The following is a 26,665-nucleotide window of genomic DNA, read 5'->3' on the forward strand; positions in this document are numbered from 1 at the left end:
GGGAAGGCGGTACCCGGGCGGGTGGCGATGCCGCCCGCCCATTTCCCGCTTTCGGCCCGGATTGTTTGTGAACGTTCCTTTCTTCCCGTTTCCTCGACGCCTCGCCGGAGTGATCCGGCATCCGCGCGTCGGCATCGCGTCGCGCAGCCTCGCCGCCATCCTCGGCGGCTATGCCCTGGCCGCGACCACCTCATCCTTCCTCGCGCTGGCGCTGCCCATGGATCGCGCGCAGGCCGTGCTGACCGGCATGCTGGTCGCGATCGTCGCCTGCGCCTGCGCGGCGCTGTGGGCCTTCGCGGTGCGTTCCGCCCTGCGCGCCTGGATCGGCATCGCCCTGCCCGCGTTGCTGATGGGCGCAGGCACCGTCTGGCTGGGACCCGCGGCATGAAGCAGGGCTTCCGCCAATCGATGGCCTGGCTGCATACCTGGACCGGCCTGCTGGTCGGCTGGCTGCTGCTGCTGATTTTCATGGCCGGTACCGCCAGCTACTACCGCGAGGAAATCAGCCGCTGGATGCGTCCGGAGGTGCCCGCCACCACTACCCGGGGTCCGCCGGCGGCCGAACGGGCGTTGCAATACCTGCAACGGCATGCGGCGCGAGCCGAAAGCTGGACCGTCACCCTGCCGGATGAGCGCACCGGCACCCTGCGGATGTTCTGGCGCAATCCCGAGTCCGCGACGCCCGTGGACGACGGGAAACGGCGCGGCCGTCGTGGTGGCCGCTTCGGTGACGCGACGGTGAATCCCGACACCGGCGAAGCGATCGCCGCGCGCGAAACCCGGGGTGGCGATTTCTTCTATCGCCTGCATTTCGATCTGCACTACATCCCCGTCGTTTGGGCGCGCTACGTGGTCGGTTTCTGCGCGATGTTCATGCTGGTGGCGATCATCACCGGCGTGATCACCCACAAGAAAATCTTCAAGGATTTCTTCACCTTCCGGCCCGGCAAGGGCCAGCGCTCGTGGCTGGATTTCCACAACGTGAGCGCGGTGATGGCGCTGCCCTATCACGCGATGATCACCTACACCGGCATCGTCACCCTGATGTTCATGTACCTGCCTTGGGGCGTACAGGCGGCCTATCCGGACGACGAGGATGCGTTTTTCAGCGCCGCGTTCGCCCAGTTCGGTGAACCGCGCGAAGCCGCGGGAACGCCTGCGCGGGGCACGGACATCGCACGCCTGCTCGATGCTTCGTCCCGGCATTGGCAAGGCGGCGAGCCCGGTGGCTTCACCGTTCACCATCCCGGCGATGCCCATGCGGTGGTCGACGTGTTCCAGCGGACCGGCAAGCGCCTGTCGATCGATACGCCCTCGCTGCGCTTCGATGGTGTCACCGGCGCACTGCTCGATGCCGCTCCCGCGCCGGGCGGCGCGACCCGCACCCGTGGCGTGATGTATGGCCTGCACCTGGCACGCTTCGCCGACCCGTTGCTGCGCCTGCTGTTCTTCCTGTCCGGTCTCGCCGGCTGCCTGATGGTCGCCAGCGGCGTGATCCTGTGGGCCATCAAGGAACGTCCCGGACACCTGAAGGCGGGGCGCATCGGCTTCGGCCTGCGCCTGGTGGATGCGCTGAACATCGGCGCGGTCGCGGGCCTGCCGATCGCGTTCGCGGCTTACTTCTGGGGCAATCGGCTGCTGCCGCTGGCGATCGTCGAGCGCGCGTCCGCCGAGGCGAACGTGTTTTTCGCGGCCTGGGCAGTGGCGCTGCTGGCCGCGTTCGCCTGGCCGAAACGCGCCATGTGGGCCTGGCAGCTCTATGCCGCCGCACTGCTGTTCCTGCTTCTTCCGGTGGTCAACGCGCTGACCACCTCGACGCACCTGGGTGTCTCGCTCGCGCAGCGTGACTGGGTGATGGCCGGATTTGATCTCGCCATGTTCGCGCTCGGCGCCGGCCTGGCCTGTGCCGGCCGACGGATGCAGCGCTGGCAGCCGCCCGCAAGCGCGGCCGCCAGGCGGCGGCAGAACGCCAACGTCGTGGACACCGGGCCGGCCGGAGCAGGCGCATGAGCACGCTCCTGTTCCTGCTGTTGACGGCCCTCGCCTACGCCGGTTTCGCGGCGCTGTGCCTGTCGATGGAAAAGCATCAGATGGATCTGCACGGCGCCGCACGGGCCGGCGCCGGTCGGATCCGCCGGTGGCGCTGGCTCGGCTGGAGCCTGCTGGCGCTGGCCCTGCTGGTGGCCGGCCAGGCCGAAGACTGGGCGCGCGGCCCGGTGATCTGGCTGGGTGCGATGACCGCCGCCGGTTTGTCGCTGGCGCTGGGTGTCCTGCCCTACCGGCCGCGCTGGCTGTGGGGCGTCGCCTGGCTCCTGGCCGGTTTCACGGCGCTGGCGATCCTGCACGGATGGCTGGCGTGAACGCCGGTTCTTCCCCTTGCCCCTGTTCGGAGCCGATTGATGAGCCTGCACGCGATTGAGCGCGTCACCCACGTCCACCACTGGAACGACAGCCTGTTCTCATTCCGCACCACCCGCGATCCGGGCCTGCGCTTCGAGAGCGGACACTTCGTCATGATCGGCCTCGAGGTCGAAGGCCGGCCACTGATGCGGGCCTACAGCATCGCCAGCCCGCATTGGGAAGAACATCTCGAGTTCTTCAGCATCAAGGTCCAGGACGGCCAGCTGACGTCCCGGCTGCAACATCTTCAGGTGGGCGATCCGGTGCTGGTCAGTCGCAAGCCGACGGGTACGCTGGTTCTGCACGACCTGCGTCCGGGGCGGCATCTCTACCTGCTCGGCACGGGTACCGGCCTGGCGCCCTTCATGAGCATCATCCAGGATCCGGAAACCTACGAACGCTACGAGAAAGTCATCGTGGCACATGGCGTCCGCCGCATCAGCGACCTTGCCTACTCGGATTTCATCGAGCGGAACCTGCCGGCGCATCCATTCCTGGGCGATCAGATCCGGCGGAAACTGATCTACCACCCGACGGTAACCCGCGAAGCTTTCCGCAACCATGGCCGGCTTACCGCCCAGATCGCCGATGGTCGCCTCGCGGAGACATCCGGATTGCCCGCGCTGCATCCGGCCCGCGATCGCTTCATGATCTGCGGCAGCCCGTCGATGCTTGCGGAAATCCGCGCCCTGCTGGATCAGCGCGGGTTCCAGTGCTCGCCCCGCACGGGTCATCCCGGCGACTACGTGTTCGAACGCGCCTTCGTGGAGAAGTAGACGCGCGCCGCGCGGGTGCCTGCCCCTGCGGGGGGGCCGCGAGGACTCGCCTTCGCCAACTGCTTCATTCTTCAAACAGAAAAGCCGGCTTGCGCCGGCTTTTCCGTCAACCGTGCGGTCTGCATTATTCCGTATGCAACGCAGTCAGGCTGGCGGCCGCCGGCGCATCGCCCTTGCCACGCGCACGCCGGAGCGCCCGGACCGTGCCGCTGCGCAGATCGTCGAGGATCGCGTAGATGGTCGGCAGGAACAGCAGGCTGACCACGGTCGAGAACGCCAGGCCACCGGCGATCGCGCGCGCCATCGGGAAGTATGGCGGACCATCGCCGGCCAGCTGGGTGTTGCTGATGGCGATCGGCACCATCGCCAGGATCGCGGTGCCCATCGTCATCATGATCGGGCGCAGGCGTTCGCGGCTGCCTTCCACCAATGCTTCGGTCCGGGACATGCCGCGCCGTCGCAGATTGTTGATGTGCTCGATCATCACGATGCCGTTGTTCACCACCACGCCCATCAGCACCAGGATGCCGATGAAGGCCATGATGTTGAACTCGGTTCCCGTCAGCCAGAACAGCCAGAACACGCCCAGCACCGAGAACAGCACGCCGCTCATGATCGCCGACGGGAACAGCAGCGACTCGAATACCGCCGCCATCACGACGTAGATCATGATCAGCGCGATCAGCAGGTTGAACATCATCTGCTGCATGGCTTCCTGATCTTCCTGGAAACCACCGCCATCGAAGCTGTAGGTGTAACCCGGCGGATAGGCCAACGGCTTCAGGGTGTCCTCCATCGCCTTGCGGGCATCCGGCATCGACACCTTGTCGGCCAGATTGGCCTGGATGGTCAGCGTGGTCTGACGATTGGAACGCTGCACCTCGTTCGCCGAGGGCTTGATCGCGACGTCGACCATCGCCAGTAGCGGCACCGTACGGCCATCCGGCGCGCGCACGGTGAACGATTCAAGATCCTCGGAACCGTAGTGCTCCGCGCCCGAGAAACGCACCCAGACCGGCACTTCGTTCTCGCCCCGGCGGAACTCGCGCAGCGGCGCGCCGCGCAAGGCCAATTCGACGAAGCGTCCCACTTCCTGCGCGCTGAAACCGAACGCCAGCGCGCGCTCGCGATCCACCCGCACGGCCAGTTCGCTGTTGCGATCGCCGCTGTTCACGCGTACGTCGGTCAGTTCCTTGCGCTTGGCCAGGATCGGCACCACCTCGTTGGCCAGTTCGGTCAGGGTCTGGGTGGAGTCGCCCACCAGCTGCACCGACACGCTCTGCGCCTGCTGGCCACCGCCCCCGCCGGGACCGCCCTGGTCGCCGATGCCGACATTGGCACGCGCCGACTTCGGAAGATCCTTGCGGATGGCATCGACCAGTTGCTTGCTTTCGGTGATGTCCTTGGTGTCGAGCTTGATGTTGGTGCCGCCCCAGCCCTGCTCGCTGAAGAACGAGTAGATCTGGGTGATCTTGAAGCGCTTGCGGTTGGCTTCCAGATAGGCCTCGATCTTGCCGACTTCCTGCGACATCTGCTCCTTGGTGTAGGCGCCCTTCCACTGGTAGAAGATGCGGGTCTCGCCGGCGTCCTCGCCGCCGAACATGTTGGTCTTCATCTGGGTCATCGGCAGCGCGCTGGCCGCGATGATCAGCAGGATGCCCAGCACGCTCCAGCCGCGATGGGCCAGTGTCCAGCGCAGCAGGCCGGCGTAGCGGCGCTGCATGCGCGGGATCAGGCCATCGGGCTTGCTGACCGCCGGTGGCGTCTTCAGCCGCGCGGAGATCATCGGAATCAGGCTCACCGCCACCAGCCACGACGCCAGCAGCGACACCGAGATCGTGATCGCGATCTGGGACAGGAAAATGCTCAGCATGTTGCGTTCGCCGAACATCGTCGGCACGAACACGATGCAGTGGCAGAGCGTGCCCGCGGACAGCGCGATGGCGACGTGGCGGGTGCCGACGATCGAGGCCAGCACCGGCTGGCCCGGCATCCGCTCGCGTTCCTGGTAGATGCTCTCCACCACCACCACCGCGTTGTCCACCAGCATGCCGACGGCCAGCAGCAGGCCCATCATGCTGAGGATGTTCAGGGTGACGCCGGCGAAGTACATGAAGCCCAGAGTCATCACGAAACAGATCGGAATCGCCAGGGTCACCATCAGCGTGGACGGCCAATGGCGCAGGAAGAAGAACAGCACCGCGATCGACAGCACCAGGCCGATGCCGCCGGCCTCGGCCAGGCTCAGCAGCGAGGAGGTGACGTTGTCGCCCTGGTTGTCCATCACCAGCACCTGCACGTCGTTCAACGCCGGACTCTCGCGGATGGCTTCCACTTCCTTCAGCGCCGCGCTGGAGACTTCCACCAGGTTGGCGTTGCGTTCCTTGAAGATGTCCAGGCCCACCGCCGCGCGCCCATCCAGGCGCCGGCCATAGTCCATCCGCGCCGGCTTGAGCCGGACCTCGGCGATGTCGCCCAGGCGCAGGCCGCTGTTGTTCAGCACCAGCGCGCGCAACTGCTCGAGGTCGGCCAGCTCGCCGACCGGCTGCACGCGCAGGCGACGGCCACCGTCGGTGATCTGCCCGGCCGAGACCGAGAAGTTGACCGCCTGCAGACGAGTCGTCAGCTCGTTGAGGCTGAGATTGTGCGCGGTCAGGCGATCCGGTTCGATCGCGATTTCCACTTCGTTGGCCGGGGCGCCGGACACTTCGACCCGGGCCACGCCGGGAATGCGTTCCAGCCGGCGCTTGAACTCGCGGTCGATCATGTCGTACGCGCCGGTCAGGTCGGTGGTGCTGGCCAGGCGTACGCGGAGGACCGGTTCGTCGGTGGTGGAGAATTTGAAGACGAAATAGCGCTGGAGGTCATCCGGCAGGTCGTCCCGGATGGCGTCGATGCGCTCGCGCGCCTCCGAGGCGGCGATGGCCACGTCGCGGTTCCAGTCCGAGAACTGGATGAAGATGTTGGCGCCATCCGAACGCGCGGAGCTGTCCATCCGCTTGATGCCGGTCATGGTCGAGAGGGTTTCCTCGACCGGCCGCAGCACCGTGCGCTCGACCTCTTCCGGGGTCGAGCCGGTATACGGCAACTGCACCATGATGAAAGGCGGCGACACGTCCGGGAACGCTTCCAGCGGCAGCCGGATCGCCGCGATCATGCCGATCACGAACAAGGACACGAAGAACATGACCGTCGTGACCGGCCGCTTGATGCTGAACTCGGCGACGCTCATGCGTGCTCCGCGGCGGCCTGGCCGCCTTCACCATCGATGCCTTCGACCGAAGCGCGGTTGCGACGTCCGCGCTCCAGGTAGTAGTCATCGGCGCGGCGATCCAGCAGGTTGTAGACCACCGGAATCACCAGCAGGGTCAGCAGGGTCGACACCAGCAGGCCGCCGATCACGGTGATGGCCATCGGTGAACGCACTTCCGCGCCCGGACTGCCGAACAGCGGCGCCACCGCCAGCGGCAGGAAGCCGAACAGGGTACACAGCGTGGTCATCACGATCGGCCGCAGGCGGGAACGCGCACCCTCGATCAAGGCCTCGCGCTTGGCCACTCCGGCCTCGCGCAACTGGTTCACCTTGTCGATGAGGATGATCGCGTTCTTCACCACCAGGCCGACCAGCAGGATCAGACCGATGAACACCACCACCGACACCGGAGAGCGCGTCATCAGCAGTGCCAGCACCGCGCCGACCAGGGCCAGCGGGATGGTGAACAGGATGACGAACGGGTGCAGCAACGACTCGAACTGCGAGGCCATCACCAGGTAGACCAGGAACACCGCCAACGCGAACGCGAACAGCAGCGAGCGCACGGACTCGGCCAGTTCCTCGCCCTGGCCGCCGATGTGCATGCCGATGGCCGCGCCCAGCGGTTCCTTGGCCACCATGTCGCGGACCTCGGCGACGGCGCCGCCCAGATCGATGTCGCGCAGGTTGGCCGACACGATCGCCACCCGGATCTGATCGGTGCGGTGGATCTCGCTGGGGCCGGTGGTCGACACGACGTCGGCGACCGCGTCCAGGGTCACCGGCCGGCTGCTGCCGGGGTTGACGATCAGACGGCGGATGCTCTCCACGCTGGCGCGATCGGTTTCCTGCGCGCGCACCAGCACGTCGATCTTGCGATCGCGGAAGCTGTACCGGGTCGCCACTTCACCGCGCACCTTCTTCACCACCACGTCGGCGATCTGGCGGGTGGTCAAGCCCAGCGCGCCGGCGCGTTCCTGATCGAAGCGGATCTGGATTTCCGGGAAGCCCTCCTCCACCGTCGACTTGACGTCGGCGTAGTGCGGATTGTTGCGCAGCATCGCCGCCAGCTTGCGGCCGGCCTGCTCGATCGACGCCAGATCCTGGCCGCGCAGCTCCACTTCCAGCGGGGTGGAGAAACTGAACAGTTCGGGGCGGGCGAAGTCCACCTGCACGCCGGCCTTCGAGGCCATGGTGCCGCGCAGGCGCTCGGTTTCCGCGGCCTCGATCTTCTCGCTGCCGCCACCCGCCATCACCACCGTCAGCTTGCCGATGTTTTCGCCGCTCTCGGTCGGGCTGGCATCCAGACGGGTACCGCTGCCACTGACGCCGTACAGCGCCTGCACGCCGTCGTCTTTGGCATGCTTTTCCTGCAGCTCGCGAACCAGCGCGTCGGTTTCCTTCAGCGGCGTGCCCGGCGGCAGCTTGACCGTCATCTCGAAGCGGTCCTGGGCCAGCTGCGGAATCAGATCCGCACCCAGCATCGGCACCGTCAGCAGGGTCAATCCGAACGCCGCGGCGGCGAAGCCCAGCACCAGCCAGGGCCGCGCCAGCGAGGCCGGCAACAGCCGCAGGTAGGCCCGCTCGGCGCCGTTGTACGGCTTCATCACCAGATCGCTGATCGTGCGCATGATCGGACCGACCACGGCCACCAGCCCACGCCACGCCTTCACCACGAGCCAGGCGATGCCGAAGAACACGGAACGGAACACCAGCCCGATCAGATGGCCGACGAAAGCGAACGGCCGCTGCCAGGCCGACTTCGGCTGCCAGCGCGGATGCGGTGCTTCCTCCGGAAACGCCAGCGGCGGACGTCCCTTGAGCGAGCTCAGCATCGGAATCAGCGTCATCGCCACCACCAGCGAGATCGCGATGGCAATCGCCACCGTCAGCGCCTGATCGCGGAACAGCTGCCCGGCGATGCCTTCCACGAACACCAGCGGCAGGAACACCGCCACGGTGGTCAGGGTCGACGCCACCACCGCCATGCTCACTTCGCGGGTGCCGACGATCGCCGCCTGCAGGATGCCCAGCCCGCGTTCACGTGCCTTGGCGATGCTCTCCAGCACCACGATGGAGTCGTCCACCACCAGGCCGGTCGCCAACGCCAGGCCGCCCAGCGACATCACGTTGAGGCTCAGCCCCAGTTGGCCCATGAAGAAGAAGGTGGTGACGATCGACACCGGCAGCGACAGGCTGATGACGAACGTGCTCCAGCCGTCGCGCAGGAACATGAAGATGATCAGGATCGCCAGGATGCCGCCGATGACCGCGTCCTTCTTGACGTCGGCAATCGCATGCTCGATGAACAGCGACTGGTCCTCGATGGTGGTCAGCTCGATGTCCGGCGGAACCTGCGCCTTCAATTCCTCCAGCTTCTTCTTGACCGCATCGGCGGTGGACACGGTGTTGGCGTCGCCTTCCTTGTAGATGGCCAGTTCCACCGCTTCCTTGCCGGCGAGGCGGATGATCGCCTCGCGCTCCTTGTAACCCTGGCGAATCTCGGCCACGTCCTTCAAGCGCACCGCCATGCCGCCGGCGATGGTACTGGTGTCGCCCGAGGATGCGCTTTGCACCGAGGCGGCCGCGGCCATCGCCGCCGCCGAACCGGTGGATGCCGCGATCGCCGCCATCTGCGCGGCCGCCGACTGCGCGGCGCTGCTGCCACCGTTGGTCTGCGCGGTGATCAGCATCTCGCGGATTTCATTGACCGTGGCGAACTGGTTGACCGTCCGCACCAGGTAGCGCTGCGAGCCCTCTTCCAGGCGGCCGCCTGAGATGTTGATGTTCTCCTGCTGCAGGCGCTGGATGACGTTGTCGATCGGCAGGTTGAGCTGGGCCAGCTTCTGCTGATCGATGTCCACCTGGATTTCGTCTTCCAGACCGCCGCCGACCTTGACCGCGGCAACGCCTTCGACCGGCTCCAGCTTCTTTTTCAGATCGTCGTCGGCGTAACGGCGCAGCTCGGTGAGCAGGCGCACCGCGTCGGCATCATTGGCCGGCGCGTTCTTGTTGGACAGTGCCAGGCGGACGATCGGCTCCGTGGACGGATTGAAACGCAGCAGCACCGGCGCCTTGGCCTCCAATGGCAACTGCAGCACTTCCATCTTGTCGCGGACTTCCAGGCTCGCCTGGTCCATGTCCGTGCCCCAGGCGAACTCCAGCACCACGTCGCTCTGGCCGGTACGCGAGACGGACTTGAGCTTGCGCAGGTTCTTGACCACGCCCAGCGCTTCCTCGACCGGTTCGGAAATCAGGGTCTCGATTTCCGACGGCGCGGCACCGGTGTATTCGGTGCGCACGGTCAGGGTGGGATAGCTCAGATCGGGCAGCAGGTTGACCTTCAGGCTGCCGAGGGCGATGGCGCCGAACAGCAGCATGGTGACCGTGATCATCGCGATGGTCACCCGGCGGCGGGTGGAGAACTCCACCAGGCCACCGCCCAACCGCCCCTGCGGCTGGGATTCGTTGGAGTCGGAAGGACCGCTCATTGCTTGTTACCGGCCTTGGCGGGCTCCTTCGCGGCGACCGCCTTCGGCACCGGGTCGCCGATCACCTGCACGGCGCTGCCGTCGCGCAGGGCGACCTTGCCGGCGGTGACCACACGATCACCCGGCTTCAGGCCCTCGCGCACTTCGAGCCATTCGCCGTCCACATAGCCCAGCTTCACCGGCACGCGCGCGGCCTTGCCGTCACGGACCACGAACACCGCCGGATCACCGTCGTCCAGCAGCGCGATGCGCGGCACCACCAAGGCGTCGGCGCGCTGGTCGTAGTCGATGCGGATGCGGCTGAACATGCCCGGCTGCAGGGTCTTGTCGGCGAACGCGCAGACCACCCGGAAGGTGCCGCTGCCGGCATCCACCACACTGGCGACGCGATCGACCACGCCTTCGAAGGTCTTGCCCGGCAACGCGTCGGCCTGCAACAGGACCGGCAGGCCGGCCTTGAGGGTCGCCAGCTCGCGCTCGGGCACGTTGAGCGTGGCTTCCAGCTTGGAGTTGTCGACGATGCGGAAGATCGGCGTGTTGATCTGGACGAAGTTGCCGGTCTTGATCGAACGCGACGCGATCGTGCCGGAAATCGGCGCCACCACCGTCGTATAGGAAAGCTCCAGCTTGGTCAGGTTGTACTGCGCACGCGCGTTCTCCAGATCGAATTTGATCTGGTCAACGTCGTTGGCGCTGATCATCTGCTGATCGACCAGCTGGCGGGCACGGTGGTAGTTGTTTTCCAGCTTGCGCATCTGCGCCTCGGCCTGCGCCACCGCCAGGCGCGCGCGATCCGGATCCAGCCGCACCAGCGCCTGCCCGGCGCTGATGTGCTGGCCTTCCTCGACCATCACGGCCAGCGCGACGCCGGAGGTCTTGGCGACCACCTGCGACTCGGCGCGTGGTTCCAGGGTGGTGGTGCCGGTGTAACTGGCGGCCACGGCGCGGCGGCTGGCCGCCACGGCTTCCACCGGCACGGCGTCGGCCGCCTTGGCCTCCGCCCCGTTCTTGGCCTGGGCTTCGGGCGCGGGGCCGCCGCCCTTGCAGGCTGACAGCACGAGCATGCCGCAGAGGACAGGCAGCATGGCCAGGCGCAGATGGGAGCGGCCGGATTGGGGGTGGGCTCGGGACATGGGGTGGACCGTGGTGGTGTTGTTTAGGTGTTGTATGAAGGTATATCACCCATTCAGCCGGAATCATGCGCCGAAGGTCATGGTGACGAGCATCCGTAATGGCCGCTTTTGCGGCGATGGCGCGCGCGGCGCGGCCGGTGATCGGTTGCCGCCAAGGGTGCATCGGCGATGCGGCACCGGCGTGACCGTCCGGCGGATGGCGGCATTCGTGACGTTAACGTTATACTCCGCGGAGCCAAGCGCTGCGGTTGGACGCGGCGCGCGCAAATGAGAGTCCCGGATTAACGACATGATGCGACCGCTTCCGCTCGCCGCTTGCCTTGCCTTGGCCGCTGCCCTGCCGCTGGCCCTGACCGCCCAGACCCCCACCAGCGAAGCGGCCCCCGCGCCGGCTCCCGCTGTGGCCGCGGCGGCCCCCGCTCCCGTCGCCCCTGCTGCCGCGCCGGTCACCGGCAACGCCGACAAGGGCCGGACCTTGACCTACACCTGCCAGGGTTGCCACGGCATCACCGGCTACAAGAACGCCTACCCGAACTACCACGTGCCCCGCATCGGCGGCCAGTCGGCGGAGTATCTGGTCAATGCGCTGACCGAGTACAAGAAGGGAGCCCGCAAGCACCCGACCATGCAGGCGCAGTCCGAAAGCTTCTCGGATCAGGACATCGCCGACATCGCCGCCTTCCTTTCCACGGTCAAGTAATCGCCATGCCCAACGCCAAGCACGCCCAGCGTCTAGCCATCGCCCTGCTCGCCGCCATCGCCCTGGCGGCATGTTCCAAGGTGGAAACCAACGAGACCGCCGCCGCCGACCCCGGCCACGCCAGCGGTGAGCACGGTTCCAGTTCCTCCGCCGGCCTGCCGGCGGGCCGCATCGCCGCCGGCGAGCAATTGGCCAACGCCAAGGGCAAGGCCACCGGCCAGAGCTGTATCGATTGCCACGGCGCGGAAGGCAATGCGCCCATCGACGGCACCTACCCCAAGCTGGGGGGTCAGTACGCCGATTACATCGCGCACGCGCTGCAGGCCTATCGCGCCGGCGATCGCCAGCATGCCCTGATGTCCCCGCAGGCCGCCGGCCTGAGCGATCAGGACATCTCGGACCTGGCTGCCTACTTCGGCTCGCGCGAATCCAAGCTGCGCGATCTGCACGGCGTGCACTGAAAGAGCCGCGGCAGGAAAACATCTTCGTCGGAGACGGAGCCGCAAGGCTCCGTTTCTTTTTTTGCTTGCGGCCAACGGTAGTCAGATGCGCGCGGGCCCACCCGTAACCGTGCCGCACGACGCTTCCCTCGGGCACACGCGCCGGATCCGGACGTTCGAGCTCAGGAATCGGTGGGAATCGGTGTGCGCTTGGTCGGAATCTCCGGCGGCGGGCGCGCCGACGCCGGCTGTTCGTTGAGATTGGGATCGAACAGGCCGCAGCCTCCTCCCAACTGCAGGACCGACACCACGCAGCGGAGCTTCTTGCCGGTGCCCGGAATCGGTATGACCGCCTCGCGGATGTTGCGCCGGACCCATTCGGCCAGCAGCGACTCGTTCGGAACCCAATACTTGTCGAAACTGGTCGGTTCGTAGTCGTAGGGCGCCCGTTGCAGCCAGGTGCCGGAGCTGTCGATCTTCTCGCGCGTCCATTGATCGTTTCCGCCGCCCGGCGCGCCACGGTCGGCGGTGGCCGGACCACTGCCGCCAGCGCCTGTCGGCGCGCGCACGCTGCCATCGGCGTTGAACAAGCCCGGCTTCTGTCCCGCGTTGGCTCCGCTGTCACCCGCCACGTTGCGCCGCGAGGCACCCCAGTCATCGCCGCGTTGCGGGGTCGCCCAACCACCACTGCGGTCGGTCTGTGCGGGTCCGGAACGGGTCGCACCCGGTTGCACGCCGGAGGCATTCGAAGGCGTGGCGGCCTGCGAGCCGCTACCACTGTCGCGCGAAACACTCGGAGCCGGCGTGCTCGCCGTCGCGGCGGTGCCCGTCGTGGTCGTGGTGCTCGGCGCGGCAATCTCGCGTTCGCGCACGCCCGGCGCCGGGCGTTGCAGATCCCGGATCGGCGCCACCCGGGTGGGAACCTGGGAAGTACGCACCTGCGGCAGTGGCGCGGCGATCTCGCGCTCCTGCACCAGCGGCACCGGCCGGGTCAGCTGCGGCGTGACGATGCCACGCTCGGAGTTCACGCGCGGCATGGTCGGCGTCTCCAGCACGGTGACCTCACGCTGCGGCACGCTCATCTCGCGTGGCGTGATGGTCGGCGCGGTGACCGGATCGCGCCGCAGGTTGGGTGGCGGCAACACGTAAGCACGGGTCGGTTCCGGCGTCTCGGTCACCTGGAGCGGTTGCGGTGCCTGTGGCGCGGGTTCGCTGACCTCGCGCTCGCGGACCTGCGGCGACTCGGTCGCCAGGGTCGGCGATGGCGGCACGATCTCCGGCATCCGCCGGGGCGTCGGAACCGCACTGGCTTCCTGCGAGTCGGCCTCGCCGCCCGATGCGGCCTCCGCCGGTGAAGCCGTCGCCTGCGGCGCGCCACCACCGACTTCCTCGGGCGTGCCGCGACCGACGAATTCCACCTGCACGCGACTGCTGTCACCCGCGTCGGCGGGCAGCGGCGGCAACCGCACGACCGCCACCCAGAGCAGCAGCAGCACGAACAGCAGATGCATCAGCAGAGTGGTGGAGCCCGCCAGCCAGCGCAGGCCGCGTTCCTCGCGCGGCGGCGGGTCCCAATCCTGGTAGAACAGCGAGCGCAAACCACGCCAGAACCCCAGCGTCGGGGCGATGGGTCCCGGTGGAGGCGGCGGGCGCGCCGCCAGATCCGACACGATGGCTTCGGATTTGTCGCGGCTGATGATGCCCAGGCGTTCGGGCAGTGCGCGCAGCCACAGGCCCCAGCCATACGGCAGGCCGGTATGACGCTCGAGCATCGGGGCCGCCTTGCGCGGCAACAGCGCCTGGATGATGAGTTCGGCGGCTCTCGTCACCGGCGCGGGACTGCGTCAGGCCGCGTTGCCGCGGGGAATATAGGGAGCCGCACCCGTTTCGTGATCGGTGGCGTCACGCACCGCCGTCACGCCGGGCACGCGTGCGACCAGGGTCTTCTCGATGCCCTGCTTCAGGGTCACGTCGGCCATCCCGCAGCCGTGGCAACCGCCGCCGAAGCGCAGGTAGACCACGCCATCACCGGTCACCTGCTCCACCGCCACCTTGCCCTTGTGCTGGGCCAGCTGCGGATTGATCTCGTTCTCCACCACCCAGCGCACACGCTCGACCAGCGAAGCCGAGTCGGTCGGTGCCTCGCCCTTGATCTTCGGCGCCTTGATGGTGAGCTGGGTGCTCGCACCCTGGTAGACGTAGTCGATCTCGGCACCGTCCAGCCAGGCCACGCTGGCCGCGTCCACGTACACGGTGAACCCATCGCAATCCACCGCCCACTCGTCACCGGCCAGATCACGCGGTTCGGCGAACTCCAGACGCGCATCCGCGCGCGGGGTGCCGGCGTTCATCGCACTCAGCCGGACGCCGAGCCCGGGCAGCGCCTCGCGCTCGATCAGTTTGCGGAAATGGGCCTGTGCGCTGTCGGAAATCTGGATCATGCGGGGTATTCTAGCGTTCCGGCCGGGGGTTGCCCGTCCGGATCATCGTAACGTGTGCCGGCGTTCAGCGGACCGGCCTTCCGGAGGACCCATGAACGACCTGATCCCCCTCGCCCAGGCCCATTGCGTGCCCCTGCGTGGCGGCGAACACAAGCTGGGCCAGGCCCGCATCGCCGAATTGATGCCGGAACTGCCCGGCTGGGAACTGGTCGAGGATGGCCATGCCCTGTGCAAGACCTTCGCGTTCGCCAACTACCACGAAACCATGGCGTTCGTGAACGCGCTGGCGTACATCGCGCATCGCGAGGATCACCATCCCGATTTGGGCGTACATTACAACCGCGCAGTGGTCCGCTACTCGACCCATGATGTCGGCGGACTCAGCGAAAACGACTTCATCTGCGCGGCCAAGGCCGAAGCGCTGGCCACCGGAGGACCGTGATGAAACCTCTTTTCCTGCTGGCTTCTTGCTCCCTGCTGGCGGTTGCCCTGGTGGCCTGCGGCGGTTCGGGCACGTCCGCGGCCCCGGTCGCGGCACCGACCGAACTCGCGGCGGTGCATACCCCGCCTCCGGACTATCCGATTGAACTGGCCTGCGCCGGCATCGGCGGCGTCTCCACACTGAAGGTGGTGGTCGGCATCGAAGGCATCCCGACCGAGATCGGTGTATTCAAGAGCAGCGGCCAACCGGCACTCGATGAGGCCGCCCGGAAGGCGGTGCACGGCTGGCAGTTCAAGGCCGCCACCCGCAACGGCCAGCCGGTCAGCCAGACCATCCAGGTGCCGGTGAATTTCACCCCGCCGCAGGAACGCCCGAACCAGTGTTTCGCGCTGGATTCGCAGCGCCAGGGATGAACCCGCATTGCTGAAGCTGTTGCTCGCATGGGCTTTTGCCCAGGCCCAGCCCGCCGAACTGCCGCTGCCTCCGCCACCGGAGACTCCGGCGCCCTTGCGTTACCTGCCTGTCCGCGTCGATGCGCAGGTCGCGGCCGCGGATTCGATTCCGGCGGATGCGCGTGCCGGCGACATGCAGGTGTCCATCGTCGACGGGCAGACCCTGCGGGTGGTGGTGACGGTGCGCCACGACGAACTGGAACGCGTGAACGCGGCGGATATCCGCGCATGGCGAGCCGAGGATGACCTGCAGATCGTCATTCCCCTGGTTTCCAACACCGCCACTCCGTTCGAACCCCGCTGCTGCATTGCCTATTCGCAGGCGGACCTCATGCTCACCCTGCCCGCAGGCCTGCCCACGCAGGTCACCGTGCGCGCCGAGCGTCCGCAATTGCATGTGGTCGGCGAACAGCGCCTCGTGCCGCAGCACTGAGGGCGGTTCGGGCATGGCTCAGCCAAGCCGGTTCAGCACATCCGCCAATTCCGGCGCCAGCGGCGCGTTGAGCAGATAGGGCGTCTTGCCACCGTCCAGCGCGAATTCCAGCGACGCAGCATGCAGAAACAGCCGCTTCAGCCCGGCTTGATCGCGCAGGCGCTTGTTGGCCGCAGGATCGCCGTACTTGTCGTCCCCGGCCACCGGATGGCCCAGATGCTGCGCATGCACGCGGATCTGGTGGGTGCGACCGGTCTCGATGATCACTTCGCAAAAGGAATGGCCACCGCGCCTCTCCAGCACGCGGAAATGGCTCAGGGACGCCTTTCCGGCGGGATTCACCTGGACGTGGCGCTCCCCTCCCTGGCGCAGCCCGACATGCAGCGGCGCGTCCACGCTCATCACGCCATCGGGCATCCGTCCGACCAACAGGGTCAGATAGCGCTTCTCGATGCCCCGCCCTTCGTCGCTGTCGTTCTCGCGCATCAGGGCCTGGAGCTCGGACAACGCGGAGCGTTTTTTCGCCATGATGAGCAGTCCGGACGTGTCACGGTCCAGGCGGTGCACCAGTTCCAGCGTCTGTCCGGGCCGCAGCGCGCGCATGGTCTCGATGGCGCCGTGGCTGATGCCGCTGCCGCCATGGCTGGCGACGCCCGAAGGCTTGTTGATGACCAGCAGGCGCGCGTCCTCGAACACGATCGCCGCCTCCATCCGCTGCAGGAATCCCGACGGCGGCGGTGATTTGTCTCCGACTTCGGTGAGATTGACGGGGGGAATCCGGACTTCATCACCCGCTTCCAGCTTCCTTTCCGCCTTGGCCCGACCGCCGTTCACCCGGACCTGCCCGCTCCTGACCAGCTTGTAGACAAGACTTCGCGGCGCCCCTTTCAGCTGGCCCAGCAGGAAGTTGTCCAGCCGCTGTCCTCCCCGATCTTCCGGAACCCTGACCAGGCGAACGGTGGCTTTGGTTCCTGCGGGGGGCGACGAGGCGGGGGGCGGAGCGGTCATGGTCACTATTATTCTGTTACACTCGGCGGGCGAGATAAGGGTTTGATTTCGCAGGGAGTTGTCGGCTTGGAAGCAAGCCGTGGGCCAGAAGCCCGGCTCCTCGCGATTCCGGCAGGCGCGCAGCCACCGCCCCAGGGGCGGCCATGTTAGCGGCTTGCTGGCGAACCCGGATACCGCCGGACGCGTGACGGCGCCCGTTGCTGAACATGTCCCGTGCGGCGCCACCACTGGTTGGGAAGCTGCCGCCGGCCCGTAACACATAGTAAGAAGCGCTCCCGCGGCGTGCCGTGGTGTCGTAGCGCTGGAAACCCAACCCGCCCCGCTGCGCGTGCGCAAGGGACGGAGCACCGTTCCAGAGGCGAAACGCCACGGCGTTCCGCGCGGTAGTAGCGCGCGAGGAACGCAAACAATGAAACGCATGTTGATCAATGCGACGCAGGCCGAAGAACTGCGCGTCGCCATCGTGGACGGCCAGACCCTTTACGACATCGATATCGAACAGCCGTCGAAAGAACAGAAGAAGTCCAACATCTACAAGGGCCGCATCACCCGGCTCGAACCCTCTCTCGAAGCCGCTTTCGTCGATTACGGCGCAGACCGCCACGGCTTCCTGCCACTGAAGGAAATCTCCCGCGACTATTTCCAGGCCGGGGTCGACCACAACAAGGCCGGCCTGCGCGAACTGTTGCGCGAAGGCCAGGAAGTCGTCGTCCAGGTGGACAAGGACGAGCGCGGCAACAAGGGCGCCGCCCTGACCACTTTCATCTCCCTGGCCGGCCGTTACATGGTGCTGATGCCGAATTCGCCCACCGCCGGCGGCGTGTCCCGCCGCATCGAGGGCGACGATCGTGCCGAGCTGAAGAAGGCCATGGACTCGCTGGCCATCCCCGACGACATGGGGGTGATCATCCGCACCGCCGGCGTCGGCCGCGACGCCGAGGAACTGCAGTGGGACCTGGACTACCTGCTGCAGGTCTGGAAGGCGATTGCCGAGGCTGCGCTGACCAAGCCGGCACCGTTCCTGATCTACCAGGAGTCGCGCCTGATCGTGCGCGCCCTGCGCGACTACCTGCGTGCCGACATCGGTGAAATCCTGGTCGACACCGAGGAACTGTACGAGACCGCGAACGAATTCATGCAGCAGGTGATGCCGCAGAGCCTGCGCAAGCTCAAGCATTACAAGGACGACATCCCGCTGTTCAACCGCTTCCAGATCGAATCCCAGATCGAGGGCGCGTATGAACGCAATGTCCGCCTGCCCTCCGGCGGCTCCATCGTGGTCGACCAGACCGAAGCGCTGACCGCCATCGACGTCAACTCGGCGCGCGCCACCAAGGGCGGCGACATCGAGGAAACCGCGTTCCACACCAACCTGGAAGCGGCCGAGGAAGTGGCCCGCCAGCTGCGCCTGCGCGACCTGGGCGGCCTGGTGGTCATCGACTTCATCGACATGTCGAGCAACAAGCACCAGCGCGAAGTCGAGAACCGCCTGCAGAACGCGCTGAAGTACGACCGCGCCCGCGTCCAGTTGGGCCGCATCTCGCGCTTCGGCCTGATGGAAATGAGCCGCCAGCGCCTGCGTCCGTCGCTGGGCGAGTCCAGCCAGATCGTCTGCCCGCGCTGCGACGGCCATGGCCGCATGCGCAGCGTGGAGTCGCTGTCGCTGTCCATCATCCGCGTGGCCGAAGAGCACGCGATGAAGGAGAACACCGGGCAGGTCCTGGTGCAGGCGCCGGTGGAAATCGCCAACTTCCTGCTCAACGAGAAGCGTGGCGCGCTGCGCGAGATCGAGACCCGTCACGACGCGCCGATCATCATCGTCGCCGATGAGGCGCTGCATACCCCGCACTACGAAGTCACTCGCGTCCGCGAGAACGAGCTGGGCGAGGAAACCACCAAGCCCAGCTATCAGCGCGGTACTCCTCGCAAGTTGCCTGTGCATGCGCTGACCAAGGCGCAGCTGAACATTCCGGCCGCACCCGCGGTGACCCATGTGAAGCATTCGCAGCCTGCCCCGATCCGCGAGGAACGCGAGGCGCCCGCTCCTGCTCTGGTCGCTCCCGCGCCGGCGCCCGCTCCCGTCGCGACGCCCGCGTCCGGTGGGCTGTTCGGCTGGCTCAAGCGCCTGGTCGGTGCCGAGAGCACGCCGGTCCCCGCGCCGCAACCGCGCCCACAGGACGGTCGCCAGCAGCGCAACGAACGCAATGATCGCAACGCACGCCGCGACAACCGCCAGCAACAGAACCAGGGCGGCCGTGGCGGCAACGGGCAGCAGCGGCGCGAAGAAGGCCGTGGCAAGGGCCAGCAGAACGCCGGTGGCCAGAATCAGCAGAATGCCCAGCAGAAGCCTCGCGCCGAACAGCCCCAGAAGCAGGCGCAGCAGCAGCCGAAGCAGAAGCAGCAACAACCCCAGGCCCCTCGTCAGCAGCAGGGCCAGCAGCAGAAGCCGCGTAACGAGCCTGCTCAGCAGCAGGCACAGAAGCCACAGCAGGCCCAACCGCAGGCGCCGAAGCAGGAACCGGTCGCGCCGGCGCCCGCCGAGGCCGATGTGACCAGGATCGCCGCTGTCGCGGTCAACATCGTGGAAACGCCGCGCCCCGCGCAATCGCCGGTCCCCGTCGACGCCGACACCCCGGAAAAGGCCACCGACGTCACCGCCCCGGCCGCCGTCGCCGACGAAGGCGAGACTGCCTCGGCGGACGCCGGTGAAGGCACCGGTCGCCGCCGTCGCGGCCGCCGTGGCGGTCGTCGTCGTCGTCGTGGCAATGGCGAAGGCGCGCTGTCGACCGACGAACAGGCGGGCGACGATTTCCCGGAAGCGGGTGAAGAACAGGACGTGATCGCGCATCGTTCGCAGCCGGAATTCGACTTCGATGATGAAGAGCCGTCACGGGCTGCGGCCCCGGTTCGCGCATCGGAGAACATCCGCCCTGCCTCCCCGGCAGCGGTCGCTCCGGTCGTGGAAACACCGGCACCGGCAGCACCCGTCGCGGACAAGCCTGTCCCGACGGCGGCAGTCGCGGTGACGACTCCCGAACCGGTCGCGGCATCGCCGGAAGTCATTGCCGAAGCCCGGACCGAGGTCGCCGCCGTGGCGGAGAGCGCGCTGGCGCGAGCCGACATCGCCGACACCGTGAAGCAGGAAGCCCGGATCGGTAGCGAAGCGGTCCAGACCGCGCAGCAGGACATGGTGGAAACCGCGGTGCCCGCCATCGCTGCGAACGGTCCCGGGGACGTGTCCTCCTCCGCTCCGGCGGAGACCGCGGCGATGACGGTGCCGGTTGCCGACGCGGATGAGGCGGTGGCCGAACAGGAAGCGGTCACGGGCGAATCCACGACGGCCATCCCGGCCGCCAAGCCGGCGGCGCCCGCCGCGCCGGCACGTGGAACCACCGGTTCGCTGTTCTTCGCGCTGGATGCCGACACGCCGCCTTCGGTGACACGAGGCCTGTTCGAACCGGTCGCCGCGCCCAAGCCGACCGCATCGGAAGCTTCCGCGGACGTTGCGCACAACGACGACGACAAGCCCGCGGATCCGGACCATCCGGAAAGCGAACGCAGCGCCTGAACCCGGGCGTGCATGCGTGACAGGAAACCGGCTGGTGACAGCCGGTTTTCTTTTGTCCGCAAACAAGCAACGCGTAGGTCGGCCAGACGCTCGCCGGCCCGGAACGACTACAGCGCGCGTGCCGGGTCCAGCAAGCCGTACTGCGCCGCCAGACGCGCCAGCGCGATGTTGTCGCTGACACCCGCCTTCTCGAACAGGCGCGTCTTGTGGGTGTTGACGGTCTTGGCGCTGAGGCTCAACCGCTTGGCGATCTCTTCCTGGCGCAGGCCCTGGATCAGCAGCATGGCGACCTCCAGTTCACGCGGCGACAGCGCATCGAAGGGTGAACCATCTCCGGTTACGTTGAGCAGCGCCAGATTCTGGGCGACGCTGCTGCCCAGATAACGCTTGCCGCGCGCCACGTCACGCACCGCCCGGATCAGTTCCTGCGCGTCGCCTCCCTTGCCCAGATAACCGGACGCGCCGGCTTCCAGCAGGCGCTTGGGCAGCGGGCCGTCTTCCAGCACCGATACGATGATCACCCGGGTGTCCTGATCGCCGCGCACGACGCGCTCGGTCACCTCGAGCCCGCTGTAGCCGGGCAAATGAAGATCGCACAGCACCACATCGGGCTTGAGTTTGCGGATCAGCGGCAGGGCTTGCTCACCGCTTTCCGCTTCGCCCACTACTTCCAGATCGGTTTCCTGCGCGAGGATCATCCGCATGCCGGTACGCACCAGCGCGTGATCGTCGATCAGGAATACTCGAATCGTCATGCCACTTCCCCTTCCGAGCCTTGGCTCAACACCGAGCCTATTCCCGGAATGCGGCCGTCGCAACTCACATTCTAGTCCTCCACCCGCATACGGCCGATCTCCCACAGGTCATGGATGGCTTGGCTCCGGGCTCGTGCATACTCGGCATCCAACTTCCCGGGGGAACATTCAATGACATCGAAAACAACACTGCGCCCTCTCTGGGCCGGCCTGTTGCTGCTGGTTGCCCTGCCAGCCCTGGCTGCCGATGGCGGTGGCGCGGTGAGCTGGAAAGACCAGGTGGCACGCATCAGTGAGGGAGCCGACACCAGCGCGCGCGGGGAAGCCATCACCCGACGCCTCGACGCCCTGGGCCTGGCATGGCGCGAGGAAGCCTTCGAACAAAAGGACAAGCAGGGACGCAACCTGTTTGTGGATCTGGGTGGACCGGACGGCGCGCCATTGCTGCTGATCGGCGCCCACTATGACCGGGTCGCGGTCGGCCACGGCGCGACCGACAACGCGTCAGGTTCCGCCGCGGTGCTGGAACTGGCGGAGCGCCTCAGGGCACATCCGCTGTCCCATCATCGTGTGCAGATCGCTTTCTGGGATCTGGAGGAAGCCGGCCTGCTGGGTTCGCACGCCTACGTCACCACGCCTGGCCGCGAGAAACCCGCGCTGTATGTCAACTTCGACGTGTTCGGTTGGGGCGACACGCTGTGGATGATGTCGCCGCAGGCGGACACCCCGCTGATCGCCGCACTGCGCAAGGGCAGCGAAGCCCGGCAACTCGGTTTCCAGCCGGGCGAGCACTATCCGCCGACCGATCACCTTGCCTTCCTGAAGCAGGAATGGCCCGCCGTGTCCTTTTCGCTGGTGGGTGGCGGCGAGATTGATCCGATTCTCGCCGTGTTCGCCGGCAAGGCGCCGGCAACCCCGCCGAAGGTGATGCAGGTAATCCACAGCCCCCGCGATACGGTGGCCGAACTCGACGACGAACGCGTGGACGATGCCCTGGACGTCATCGAACAGGGCCTGCGCGATTGGGATGCGAAGGCGCACTGAAACAGGCGGCATCGAACCCGGACATGGCCGGGGCGGAATGCGAGAACCGCCCTGGCTTTCCGGACGGCGACGGTGTCGGGCTCGCGACTGACCGCCAGGCACCTGCGTTGCCGCAGGCGTTGGGCTCTCTCGTGGCTTCCAGGTCATCAACCGGTCCGGAAAACGTGCCGGGATGGTCGGCACGAGCCACTGTCTGGAAGTTATACGCAGCCTGACGCGAAGGAGGCGTGTAGAGAAGCCCCGCCACACATCGTGGGAACTGCTACCAAAGGCCAAGGCGTTTCTTTGCACGGAGATGACATGGCTGTCGCTAGCCTGTCGGCAACCGATGCTGCCCAGCCGCACCATGATGACGCTCGACCTCCCCCACTCGCCCGGTCATGACGGCAGCTTCCTGCTGTCGATCAACGAATCCGAACCACTGCACTTCCCCTCCCGCATCTCGGCGCTCACCTATGCCAGCAAACTGGCATGGCAACGCGAGCAGCAAGGCCTGGACTACGCGATCAACGTCGAAGGCGGAGACGGCAAATGGCGCCTGTTTCATGGCTTCCGCAGATTGCGGGCCTGATACGGGTCGCGGGATATCGGATTTTTCCTACAGCAGGTCGGGCGGTGCACCGACTGACGTATCGCCTTGGGCCCGGCATTCTGGACGCGTTCCCGGAAGCACGCCCTGCGACGGTCAGGATGACCGCTCTGCAAAGGAAACGGGCGCCGCCTTGAGCAAGCGGAAGCGGCCCGGGAACCTCCCCCTTCAAGGTCCGGCCTGGATGGTGCCGGACCTTTCTTTTTTTGGCTGTCCCTTTCGAGGTTCGGCCGCGTAGACGTCCGAAAACGGTGAGTCGGCCGTTGCCTGACATGGCAGCATCTCCCTGACCCCGCCAGGACTTCCAGCATGCCCACCTTCCCCGAACGCACCGCCCTGTTTCGCCAGTTGCATGCCAATGACCTGCTGCTTCTTGCCAATGCGTGGGATGCTGGTACCGCGCGACTGATCGAGTCGCTGGGCGCATCCGCCAGCGCCACCACCAGTGCCGGCCTGGCTTGGGCGCAAGGCTATCCGGATGGCGATCGGCTGCCGGTATCGCGTCTGTTCGAAAGCATCACCGCGATCACCCGCGTCCTGCATACACCGCTGACCGTCGACATCGAAGGGGGGTATTCGGACGAACCCGACACCGTCGCCGACACCGTTCTTCAACTGGTGCAACAGGGCGTCTCCGGCATCAACCTCGAAGATGGCGGCGACGATCCCGGCCTGCTGTGCGCCAAGATCTCACGCATCCGCGAACGCTGCCGGGATGCGGGCGTGGACGTATTCATCAACGCACGCACCGACGTCTACCTGCGCCGGCTTGCGCCCGCGGGCGCGGACAGTGTGCGGGAAACGCTGCAACGGGCCGGGCGCTATCGCCAGGCGGGCACAGATGGCCTGTTCGTGCCCGGCGTGGTCGAAGAATCCGAGATTGCGGCCATTGCCGAGGCCGCCGGGTTGCCATTGAACATCCTGTGGCGGGCATCGTTGCCGGATCGCGGCCGCCTGCGCCAACTGGGCGTACGCCGGCTCAGCGCAGGCTCGTTCCTGGCCGAATCAACGGCCGGACATCTGCGACATCACGCGCAGGCATTCCTCGGCGAGGGGCCAGGCCTGCCGGCGGATCCCCGGGCGATGAGCTACGGCGAACTCAACGCGCTGTTCGCTTCCGTCTGAATCCGGCGCCGTCAGCCACCGCCCAGGCACTCCACCAGGAAGTCGACGGTGGCGCGCACGCCCGGCAGCTGTCCACGCCGGTGCGGCATCACCAGCGTGGTGGTGACGCGACCCGCATGCCATCCGGGCAGCACCCGGCGAAGCCGGCCATCGGCCTGTTCCTGCCGGCACAGTGATTCCGGCAGGCAGGCGATGCCCAGGCCCGCGATCGCAGCGGCCTTCAGTACCTGCGATTCGTTGGCGACCAGGCGCGGCGGCGGCGGTGCGACCTGCGCGACATCGGCCTCCGCGTCTTCCCGCGCCAGCGTCCAGCGCGTGATGCCGGATCCGGTCCAAAGGCCGGCATGCTGCTCGAGCACCTGCGGCGCGGCAGGCTCACCGGCGCTTTCCAGATAGCCGGGAGATGCCACCAGCACGATGCTTTCCTGGCGCACCCGCCGCTGCACCAGCTCCGAATCGGGCAAGGGCGCGAAGTGGCTGCGCACGGCGATGTCATAGCCTTCCTGGAGGACGTCGACGAACCGGTCGGTCACATCCAATTGCACGCGCAGGCGCGGAAATCGTTGCGCCAGACGCGGCAGGTGGGGCGCCAGTTGGTCCTGCGCCACCGGCACCGAGGCGGTGACGCGCACAGCGCCGCTGGGCTCGGCGACCCGTTGGCGCACCGCATCCTGCGCCGCCTCCGCCTCGATGATGGAGGCACGCGCATGTTCGTAGAAATCACGACCCACGTCGGTCAGGGTGAAACTGCGTGAACTGCGATGAATCAACCGCGCCTGCAGCGCTTCCTCCAGTTCGGCCACCCGCTTGCTCAGGGTCGATTTGGGCAGGCCCAACCGACGCGATGCCGGCGCGAAGCCACCGTGCTCCACGGCGGCGACAAAGAACACGAGGTCGTTGAGGTTGATCACACAAAAGTCCATGAATGTGGACGATGAGTCGCCATTTTGCCGACTACACGAACAAAGTCCACAGATTTACTGTTTCTCCACCGGCCGGTTTCCTCCCTTTCGACTTCCACAGGACTTTTCGATGAACACCACCACCCTGCTGTACGGCGTCCCCTCCGGCTGTTCCTTCGGCTCCATCGTCGCCCTGGAATGGCTCGGCCTGCCCTATCGGCTGAGTCGCATCGCCATGCCCGAAGCGGTGACCAGCGACGACTATCGCCGTCTCAATCCCGTCGCCGAGACGCCGACCCTGATCACCGGGGGCGGGGAAACCATCAGCGAGAGCATGGCCATCCTCAATCATCTGGGCGCGCGTGGCGTCGGCACCGGATTGGCGTTTGCCCAGGGCACGCCCGATTTCGATCGTCTCAACCAGATGCTGGCCTTCCTCAACACCACCTTCTTCAATGCCTTCAGCCCCCTGTGGCACGCCCTGGAACACGGCAGCGAGGGCACCGAAAAGCAGGTACTCACCGAATACGGGCGCGGCAAGGTCGAACGCGCGCACGCCGTGCTGGAACAATTGCTCGGTGATCATCCGTGGCTGCTGGGTGAGCAGCGCACGCTGGCCGACGCCTACTTCATCGGCATCGCCCGCTGGACCCGCTACCACGACGTGGCCGACCGCCGCGACTATCCGAACCTGCAACGCCTGTTCGAAAAACTGGAGACGGATCCGGCGGTGATCTTCGCGCACGCCATCGAAGCCGAACGCCCGGCCGTATCCGCGGGGGGGTTCCTTGGGCACGTCTCCTTGCAGGATGTACTGGCCCCCTTCCGCACAGCCGCCTGAGGCGGCGCAAGAACCGGAGAGTCCGGACGGGGCGCCATGGACACACTGGCGCCTCTTCCCCACCAGGACGATCCATGAAGATTCTGCAAGACAAGATCGCCATCGTCACCGGCGCCAGTTCCGGCATCGGCCAGGCCAGTGCACGGCTGTTCGCGCAGGAGGGTGCCCGGCTCGTCGTGGTTGCGCGCGGCGAAGAACGACTGCACGCGCTGGCGGCGGAGCTCAACCGGAACGGGGGCGAAGCCGTCGCCATCGTTGGCGATGTGCGTGACGAGGATTGCGCGCGGCTGGCGGTGCAGGCGGCCATCGAACACTTCGGGGGTCTGGACATCGCCTTCAACAACGCCGGCACGCTCGGTGAAATGGGCCCCACGCCGGAAGTTTCCACCGCGGGGTGGCGGGAGACCCTGGACGTCAACCTGACCAGTGCCTTCCTCGCCGCCAAGCATCAGTTGCCGGCCATGCGTGCCCGCGGCGGCGGTTCGCTCATTTTCACATCCACCTTCGTCGGACATACCGTCGGCCTGCCCGGTGCCGCCGCCTACGCCGCCAGCAAGGCCGGTCTGCTCGGCTTGACCCGGGCACTGGCCGCGGAATTCGGTGCCGAAGGCATCCGGGTCAACGCCCTGCTTCCAGGTGGGACCGACACCCCCCTGGCGCGGGCGATGAACGGCACGCCCGATGCCTGGGCCTTCGTCGAAAACCTGCATGCGCTCAAGCGCATTGCAACGCCGGAGGAACAGGCGCGCTCGGCGCTGTATCTGGCGTCGGACGCCTCTTCCTTCACCACCGGCACCGCGTTGCTGGTCGATGGCGGCGTGTCGATCACCCGCATGTAACCACGACACGCTCGTATGCCCTCGCCTCCCCGC

The 26,665-nt window shown here is 66.9% G+C and carries 23 protein-coding genes; 15 read left to right on the forward strand and 8 right to left on the reverse strand.

Annotated features, from left to right (window positions below):
- The first annotated feature begins 67 nt into the window (after positions 1–67).
- The 4 genes from AC3DEZ_RS13145 to AC3DEZ_RS13160 are packed head-to-tail and all read left to right on the forward strand — an operon-like array spanning position 68 to position 3,176.
- Positions 68–388: a DUF3649 domain-containing protein gene (locus tag AC3DEZ_RS13145; protein ID WP_488388615.1), complete on the forward strand. Its 321-nt coding sequence runs from the start codon at positions 68–70 to the stop codon at positions 386–388.
- On the forward strand, positions 385–2,010 hold the full coding sequence (locus tag AC3DEZ_RS13150) for a PepSY-associated TM helix domain-containing protein (protein WP_488388616.1): 1,626 nt from the start codon (positions 385–387) through the stop codon (positions 2,008–2,010). Before AC3DEZ_RS13145 ends, AC3DEZ_RS13150 begins: the two co-directional genes overlap by 4 nt.
- A complete protein-coding gene (locus tag AC3DEZ_RS13155; RefSeq protein WP_488388617.1) occupies positions 2,007–2,360 on the forward strand; it encodes a DUF3325 domain-containing protein in 354 nt (117 codons plus the stop codon). The genes AC3DEZ_RS13150 and AC3DEZ_RS13155 overlap by 4 nt, the downstream gene beginning before the upstream one ends.
- A gap of 39 nt (positions 2,361–2,399) precedes the next feature.
- The gene (locus AC3DEZ_RS13160; RefSeq protein ID WP_488388618.1) at positions 2,400–3,176 is read left to right on the forward strand and encodes a ferredoxin--NADP reductase; all 777 of its coding nucleotides are present in this window, start codon (positions 2,400–2,402) and stop codon (positions 3,174–3,176) included.
- A gap of 124 nt (positions 3,177–3,300) precedes the next feature.
- Here the strand turns inward: AC3DEZ_RS13160 and AC3DEZ_RS13165 are convergent, their stop codons facing one another.
- The 3 genes from AC3DEZ_RS13165 to AC3DEZ_RS13175 are packed head-to-tail and all read right to left on the reverse strand — an operon-like array spanning position 3,301 to position 11,053.
- Positions 3,301–6,408, reverse strand: a complete 3,108-nt coding sequence (locus AC3DEZ_RS13165) for an efflux RND transporter permease subunit (RefSeq protein WP_488388619.1) — start codon at positions 6,406–6,408, stop codon at positions 3,301–3,303.
- Positions 6,405–9,920 (reverse strand): efflux RND transporter permease subunit, encoded by a 3,516-nt coding sequence (locus tag AC3DEZ_RS13170; protein WP_488388620.1) that lies wholly within the window; start codon positions 9,918–9,920, stop codon positions 6,405–6,407. The genes AC3DEZ_RS13165 and AC3DEZ_RS13170 overlap by 4 nt, the downstream gene beginning before the upstream one ends.
- Complete coding sequence (locus tag AC3DEZ_RS13175) at positions 9,917–11,053, reverse strand: efflux RND transporter periplasmic adaptor subunit (RefSeq protein WP_488388621.1); 1,137 nt, start codon at positions 11,051–11,053, stop codon at positions 9,917–9,919. The genes AC3DEZ_RS13170 and AC3DEZ_RS13175 overlap by 4 nt, the downstream gene beginning before the upstream one ends.
- Positions 11,054–11,345: 292 nt before the next feature.
- On the opposite strand from AC3DEZ_RS13175, the gene AC3DEZ_RS13180 reads away from it, so the two are divergent.
- Positions 11,346–11,753 (forward strand): c-type cytochrome, encoded by a 408-nt coding sequence (locus AC3DEZ_RS13180; RefSeq protein WP_488388695.1) that lies wholly within the window; start codon positions 11,346–11,348, stop codon positions 11,751–11,753.
- A 5-nt stretch (positions 11,754–11,758) separates the two neighbouring features.
- Positions 11,759–12,214, forward strand: a complete 456-nt coding sequence (locus AC3DEZ_RS13185; RefSeq protein WP_488388622.1) for a c-type cytochrome — start codon at positions 11,759–11,761, stop codon at positions 12,212–12,214.
- 161 nt (positions 12,215–12,375) lie between these two features.
- Here AC3DEZ_RS13185 and AC3DEZ_RS13190 read toward each other — a convergent pair whose 3' ends face one another.
- Positions 12,376–14,022, reverse strand: a complete 1,647-nt coding sequence (locus tag AC3DEZ_RS13190; protein ID WP_488388623.1) for a hypothetical protein — start codon at positions 14,020–14,022, stop codon at positions 12,376–12,378.
- 15 nt (positions 14,023–14,037) lie between these two features.
- On the reverse strand, positions 14,038–14,634 hold the full coding sequence (locus tag AC3DEZ_RS13195) for an NfuA family Fe-S biogenesis protein (RefSeq protein ID WP_488388624.1): 597 nt from the start codon (positions 14,632–14,634) through the stop codon (positions 14,038–14,040).
- Between the two features lie 91 nt (positions 14,635–14,725).
- Here AC3DEZ_RS13195 and AC3DEZ_RS13200 point away from each other — a divergent pair, with 91 nt between their 5' ends.
- From AC3DEZ_RS13200 to AC3DEZ_RS13210, 3 genes are read left to right on the forward strand one after another with little or no spacing between them, the layout of a single operon-like run.
- Positions 14,726–15,076 carry a 4a-hydroxytetrahydrobiopterin dehydratase gene (locus tag AC3DEZ_RS13200; protein WP_488388625.1) on the forward strand — a complete coding sequence of 117 codons (351 nt, stop codon included), beginning with the start codon at positions 14,726–14,728 and terminating at the stop codon, positions 15,074–15,076.
- Entirely contained in the window at positions 15,076–15,489 is a 414-nt protein-coding gene (locus tag AC3DEZ_RS13205) for an energy transducer TonB (protein ID WP_488388626.1), read from the forward strand. Before AC3DEZ_RS13200 ends, AC3DEZ_RS13205 begins: the two co-directional genes overlap by 1 nt.
- A 7-nt stretch (positions 15,490–15,496) precedes the next feature.
- Positions 15,497–15,961: a hypothetical protein gene (locus tag AC3DEZ_RS13210; protein WP_488388627.1), complete on the forward strand. Its 465-nt coding sequence runs from the start codon at positions 15,497–15,499 to the stop codon at positions 15,959–15,961.
- An 18-nt stretch (positions 15,962–15,979) separates the two neighbouring features.
- Here the strand turns inward: AC3DEZ_RS13210 and AC3DEZ_RS13215 are convergent, their stop codons facing one another.
- The gene (locus tag AC3DEZ_RS13215; RefSeq protein WP_488388628.1) at positions 15,980–16,969 is read right to left on the reverse strand and encodes an RluA family pseudouridine synthase; all 990 of its coding nucleotides are present in this window, start codon (positions 16,967–16,969) and stop codon (positions 15,980–15,982) included.
- A gap of 409 nt (positions 16,970–17,378) precedes the next feature.
- Here AC3DEZ_RS13215 and rne point away from each other — a divergent pair, with 409 nt between their 5' ends.
- A complete protein-coding gene (gene rne, locus AC3DEZ_RS13220; RefSeq protein WP_488388629.1) occupies positions 17,379–20,537 on the forward strand; it encodes a ribonuclease E in 3,159 nt (1,052 codons plus the stop codon).
- A gap of 107 nt (positions 20,538–20,644) precedes the next feature.
- Here the strand turns inward: rne and AC3DEZ_RS13225 are convergent, their stop codons facing one another.
- Entirely contained in the window at positions 20,645–21,292 is a 648-nt protein-coding gene (locus tag AC3DEZ_RS13225; protein WP_488388630.1) for a response regulator, read from the reverse strand.
- Positions 21,293–21,463: 171 nt separating this feature from the next.
- Here AC3DEZ_RS13225 and AC3DEZ_RS13230 point away from each other — a divergent pair, with 171 nt between their 5' ends.
- The 3 genes from AC3DEZ_RS13230 to AC3DEZ_RS13240 all read left to right on the forward strand — a co-directional run bounded on the left by AC3DEZ_RS13230 (position 21,464) and on the right by AC3DEZ_RS13240 (position 24,050).
- Positions 21,464–22,336, forward strand: coding sequence for a M28 family metallopeptidase (locus tag AC3DEZ_RS13230; protein ID WP_488388631.1), 873 nt, complete (start codon positions 21,464–21,466; stop codon positions 22,334–22,336).
- A gap of 346 nt (positions 22,337–22,682) precedes the next feature.
- Complete coding sequence (locus tag AC3DEZ_RS13235; RefSeq protein WP_488388632.1) at positions 22,683–22,907, forward strand: hypothetical protein; 225 nt, start codon at positions 22,683–22,685, stop codon at positions 22,905–22,907.
- Between the two features lie 327 nt (positions 22,908–23,234).
- Positions 23,235–24,050 carry an isocitrate lyase/PEP mutase family protein gene (locus AC3DEZ_RS13240; RefSeq protein ID WP_488388633.1) on the forward strand — a complete coding sequence of 272 codons (816 nt, stop codon included), beginning with the start codon at positions 23,235–23,237 and terminating at the stop codon, positions 24,048–24,050.
- 11 nt (positions 24,051–24,061) lie between these two features.
- Here AC3DEZ_RS13240 and AC3DEZ_RS13245 read toward each other — a convergent pair whose 3' ends face one another.
- Positions 24,062–24,961 (reverse strand): LysR substrate-binding domain-containing protein, encoded by a 900-nt coding sequence (locus tag AC3DEZ_RS13245; RefSeq protein ID WP_488388634.1) that lies wholly within the window; start codon positions 24,959–24,961, stop codon positions 24,062–24,064.
- A gap of 121 nt (positions 24,962–25,082) precedes the next feature.
- On the opposite strand from AC3DEZ_RS13245, the gene AC3DEZ_RS13250 reads away from it, so the two are divergent.
- Entirely contained in the window at positions 25,083–25,793 is a 711-nt protein-coding gene (locus tag AC3DEZ_RS13250; protein ID WP_488388635.1) for a glutathione S-transferase family protein, read from the forward strand.
- A gap of 74 nt (positions 25,794–25,867) precedes the next feature.
- A complete protein-coding gene (locus AC3DEZ_RS13255; protein ID WP_488388636.1) occupies positions 25,868–26,632 on the forward strand; it encodes an SDR family oxidoreductase in 765 nt (254 codons plus the stop codon).
- The last annotated feature ends 33 nt before the right edge of the window (positions 26,633–26,665 follow it).

It is taken from the genome of Pseudoxanthomonas sp. 134C1 (assembly GCF_057773065.1).

What these genes read in the sequence shown, in the direction of transcription:
- AC3DEZ_RS13170 (WP_488388620.1), bottom strand. Translation starts at nt 9,920, where the DNA reads ATGAGCGGTCCTTCCGACTCCAACGAATCCCAGCCGCAGGGGCGGTTG.
- AC3DEZ_RS13240 (WP_488388633.1), top strand. Translation starts at nt 23,235, where the DNA reads ATGCCCACCTTCCCCGAACGCACCGCCCTGTTTCGCCAGTTGCATGCC.
- rne (WP_488388629.1), top strand. Translation starts at nt 17,379, where the DNA reads ATGAAACGCATGTTGATCAATGCGACGCAGGCCGAAGAACTGCGCGTC.
- AC3DEZ_RS13225 (WP_488388630.1), bottom strand. Translation starts at nt 21,292, where the DNA reads ATGACGATTCGAGTATTCCTGATCGACGATCACGCGCTGGTGCGTACC.
- AC3DEZ_RS13250 (WP_488388635.1), top strand. Translation starts at nt 25,083, where the DNA reads ATGAACACCACCACCCTGCTGTACGGCGTCCCCTCCGGCTGTTCCTTC.
- AC3DEZ_RS13175 (WP_488388621.1), bottom strand. Translation starts at nt 11,053, where the DNA reads ATGTCCCGAGCCCACCCCCAATCCGGCCGCTCCCATCTGCGCCTGGCC.
- AC3DEZ_RS13160 (WP_488388618.1), top strand. Translation starts at nt 2,400, where the DNA reads ATGAGCCTGCACGCGATTGAGCGCGTCACCCACGTCCACCACTGGAAC.
- AC3DEZ_RS13150 (WP_488388616.1), top strand. Translation starts at nt 385, where the DNA reads ATGAAGCAGGGCTTCCGCCAATCGATGGCCTGGCTGCATACCTGGACC.
- AC3DEZ_RS13195 (WP_488388624.1), bottom strand. Translation starts at nt 14,634, where the DNA reads ATGATCCAGATTTCCGACAGCGCACAGGCCCATTTCCGCAAACTGATC.
- AC3DEZ_RS13215 (WP_488388628.1), bottom strand. Translation starts at nt 16,969, where the DNA reads ATGACCGCTCCGCCCCCCGCCTCGTCGCCCCCCGCAGGAACCAAAGCC.
- AC3DEZ_RS13180 (WP_488388695.1), top strand. Translation starts at nt 11,346, where the DNA reads ATGCGACCGCTTCCGCTCGCCGCTTGCCTTGCCTTGGCCGCTGCCCTG.
- AC3DEZ_RS13235 (WP_488388632.1), top strand. Translation starts at nt 22,683, where the DNA reads ATGATGACGCTCGACCTCCCCCACTCGCCCGGTCATGACGGCAGCTTC.
- AC3DEZ_RS13165 (WP_488388619.1), bottom strand. Translation starts at nt 6,408, where the DNA reads ATGAGCGTCGCCGAGTTCAGCATCAAGCGGCCGGTCACGACGGTCATG.
- AC3DEZ_RS13255 (WP_488388636.1), top strand. Translation starts at nt 25,868, where the DNA reads ATGAAGATTCTGCAAGACAAGATCGCCATCGTCACCGGCGCCAGTTCC.
- AC3DEZ_RS13230 (WP_488388631.1), top strand. Translation starts at nt 21,464, where the DNA reads ATGACATCGAAAACAACACTGCGCCCTCTCTGGGCCGGCCTGTTGCTG.
- AC3DEZ_RS13200 (WP_488388625.1), top strand. Translation starts at nt 14,726, where the DNA reads ATGAACGACCTGATCCCCCTCGCCCAGGCCCATTGCGTGCCCCTGCGT.
- AC3DEZ_RS13155 (WP_488388617.1), top strand. Translation starts at nt 2,007, where the DNA reads ATGAGCACGCTCCTGTTCCTGCTGTTGACGGCCCTCGCCTACGCCGGT.
- AC3DEZ_RS13205 (WP_488388626.1), top strand. Translation starts at nt 15,076, where the DNA reads ATGAAACCTCTTTTCCTGCTGGCTTCTTGCTCCCTGCTGGCGGTTGCC.
- AC3DEZ_RS13185 (WP_488388622.1), top strand. Translation starts at nt 11,759, where the DNA reads ATGCCCAACGCCAAGCACGCCCAGCGTCTAGCCATCGCCCTGCTCGCC.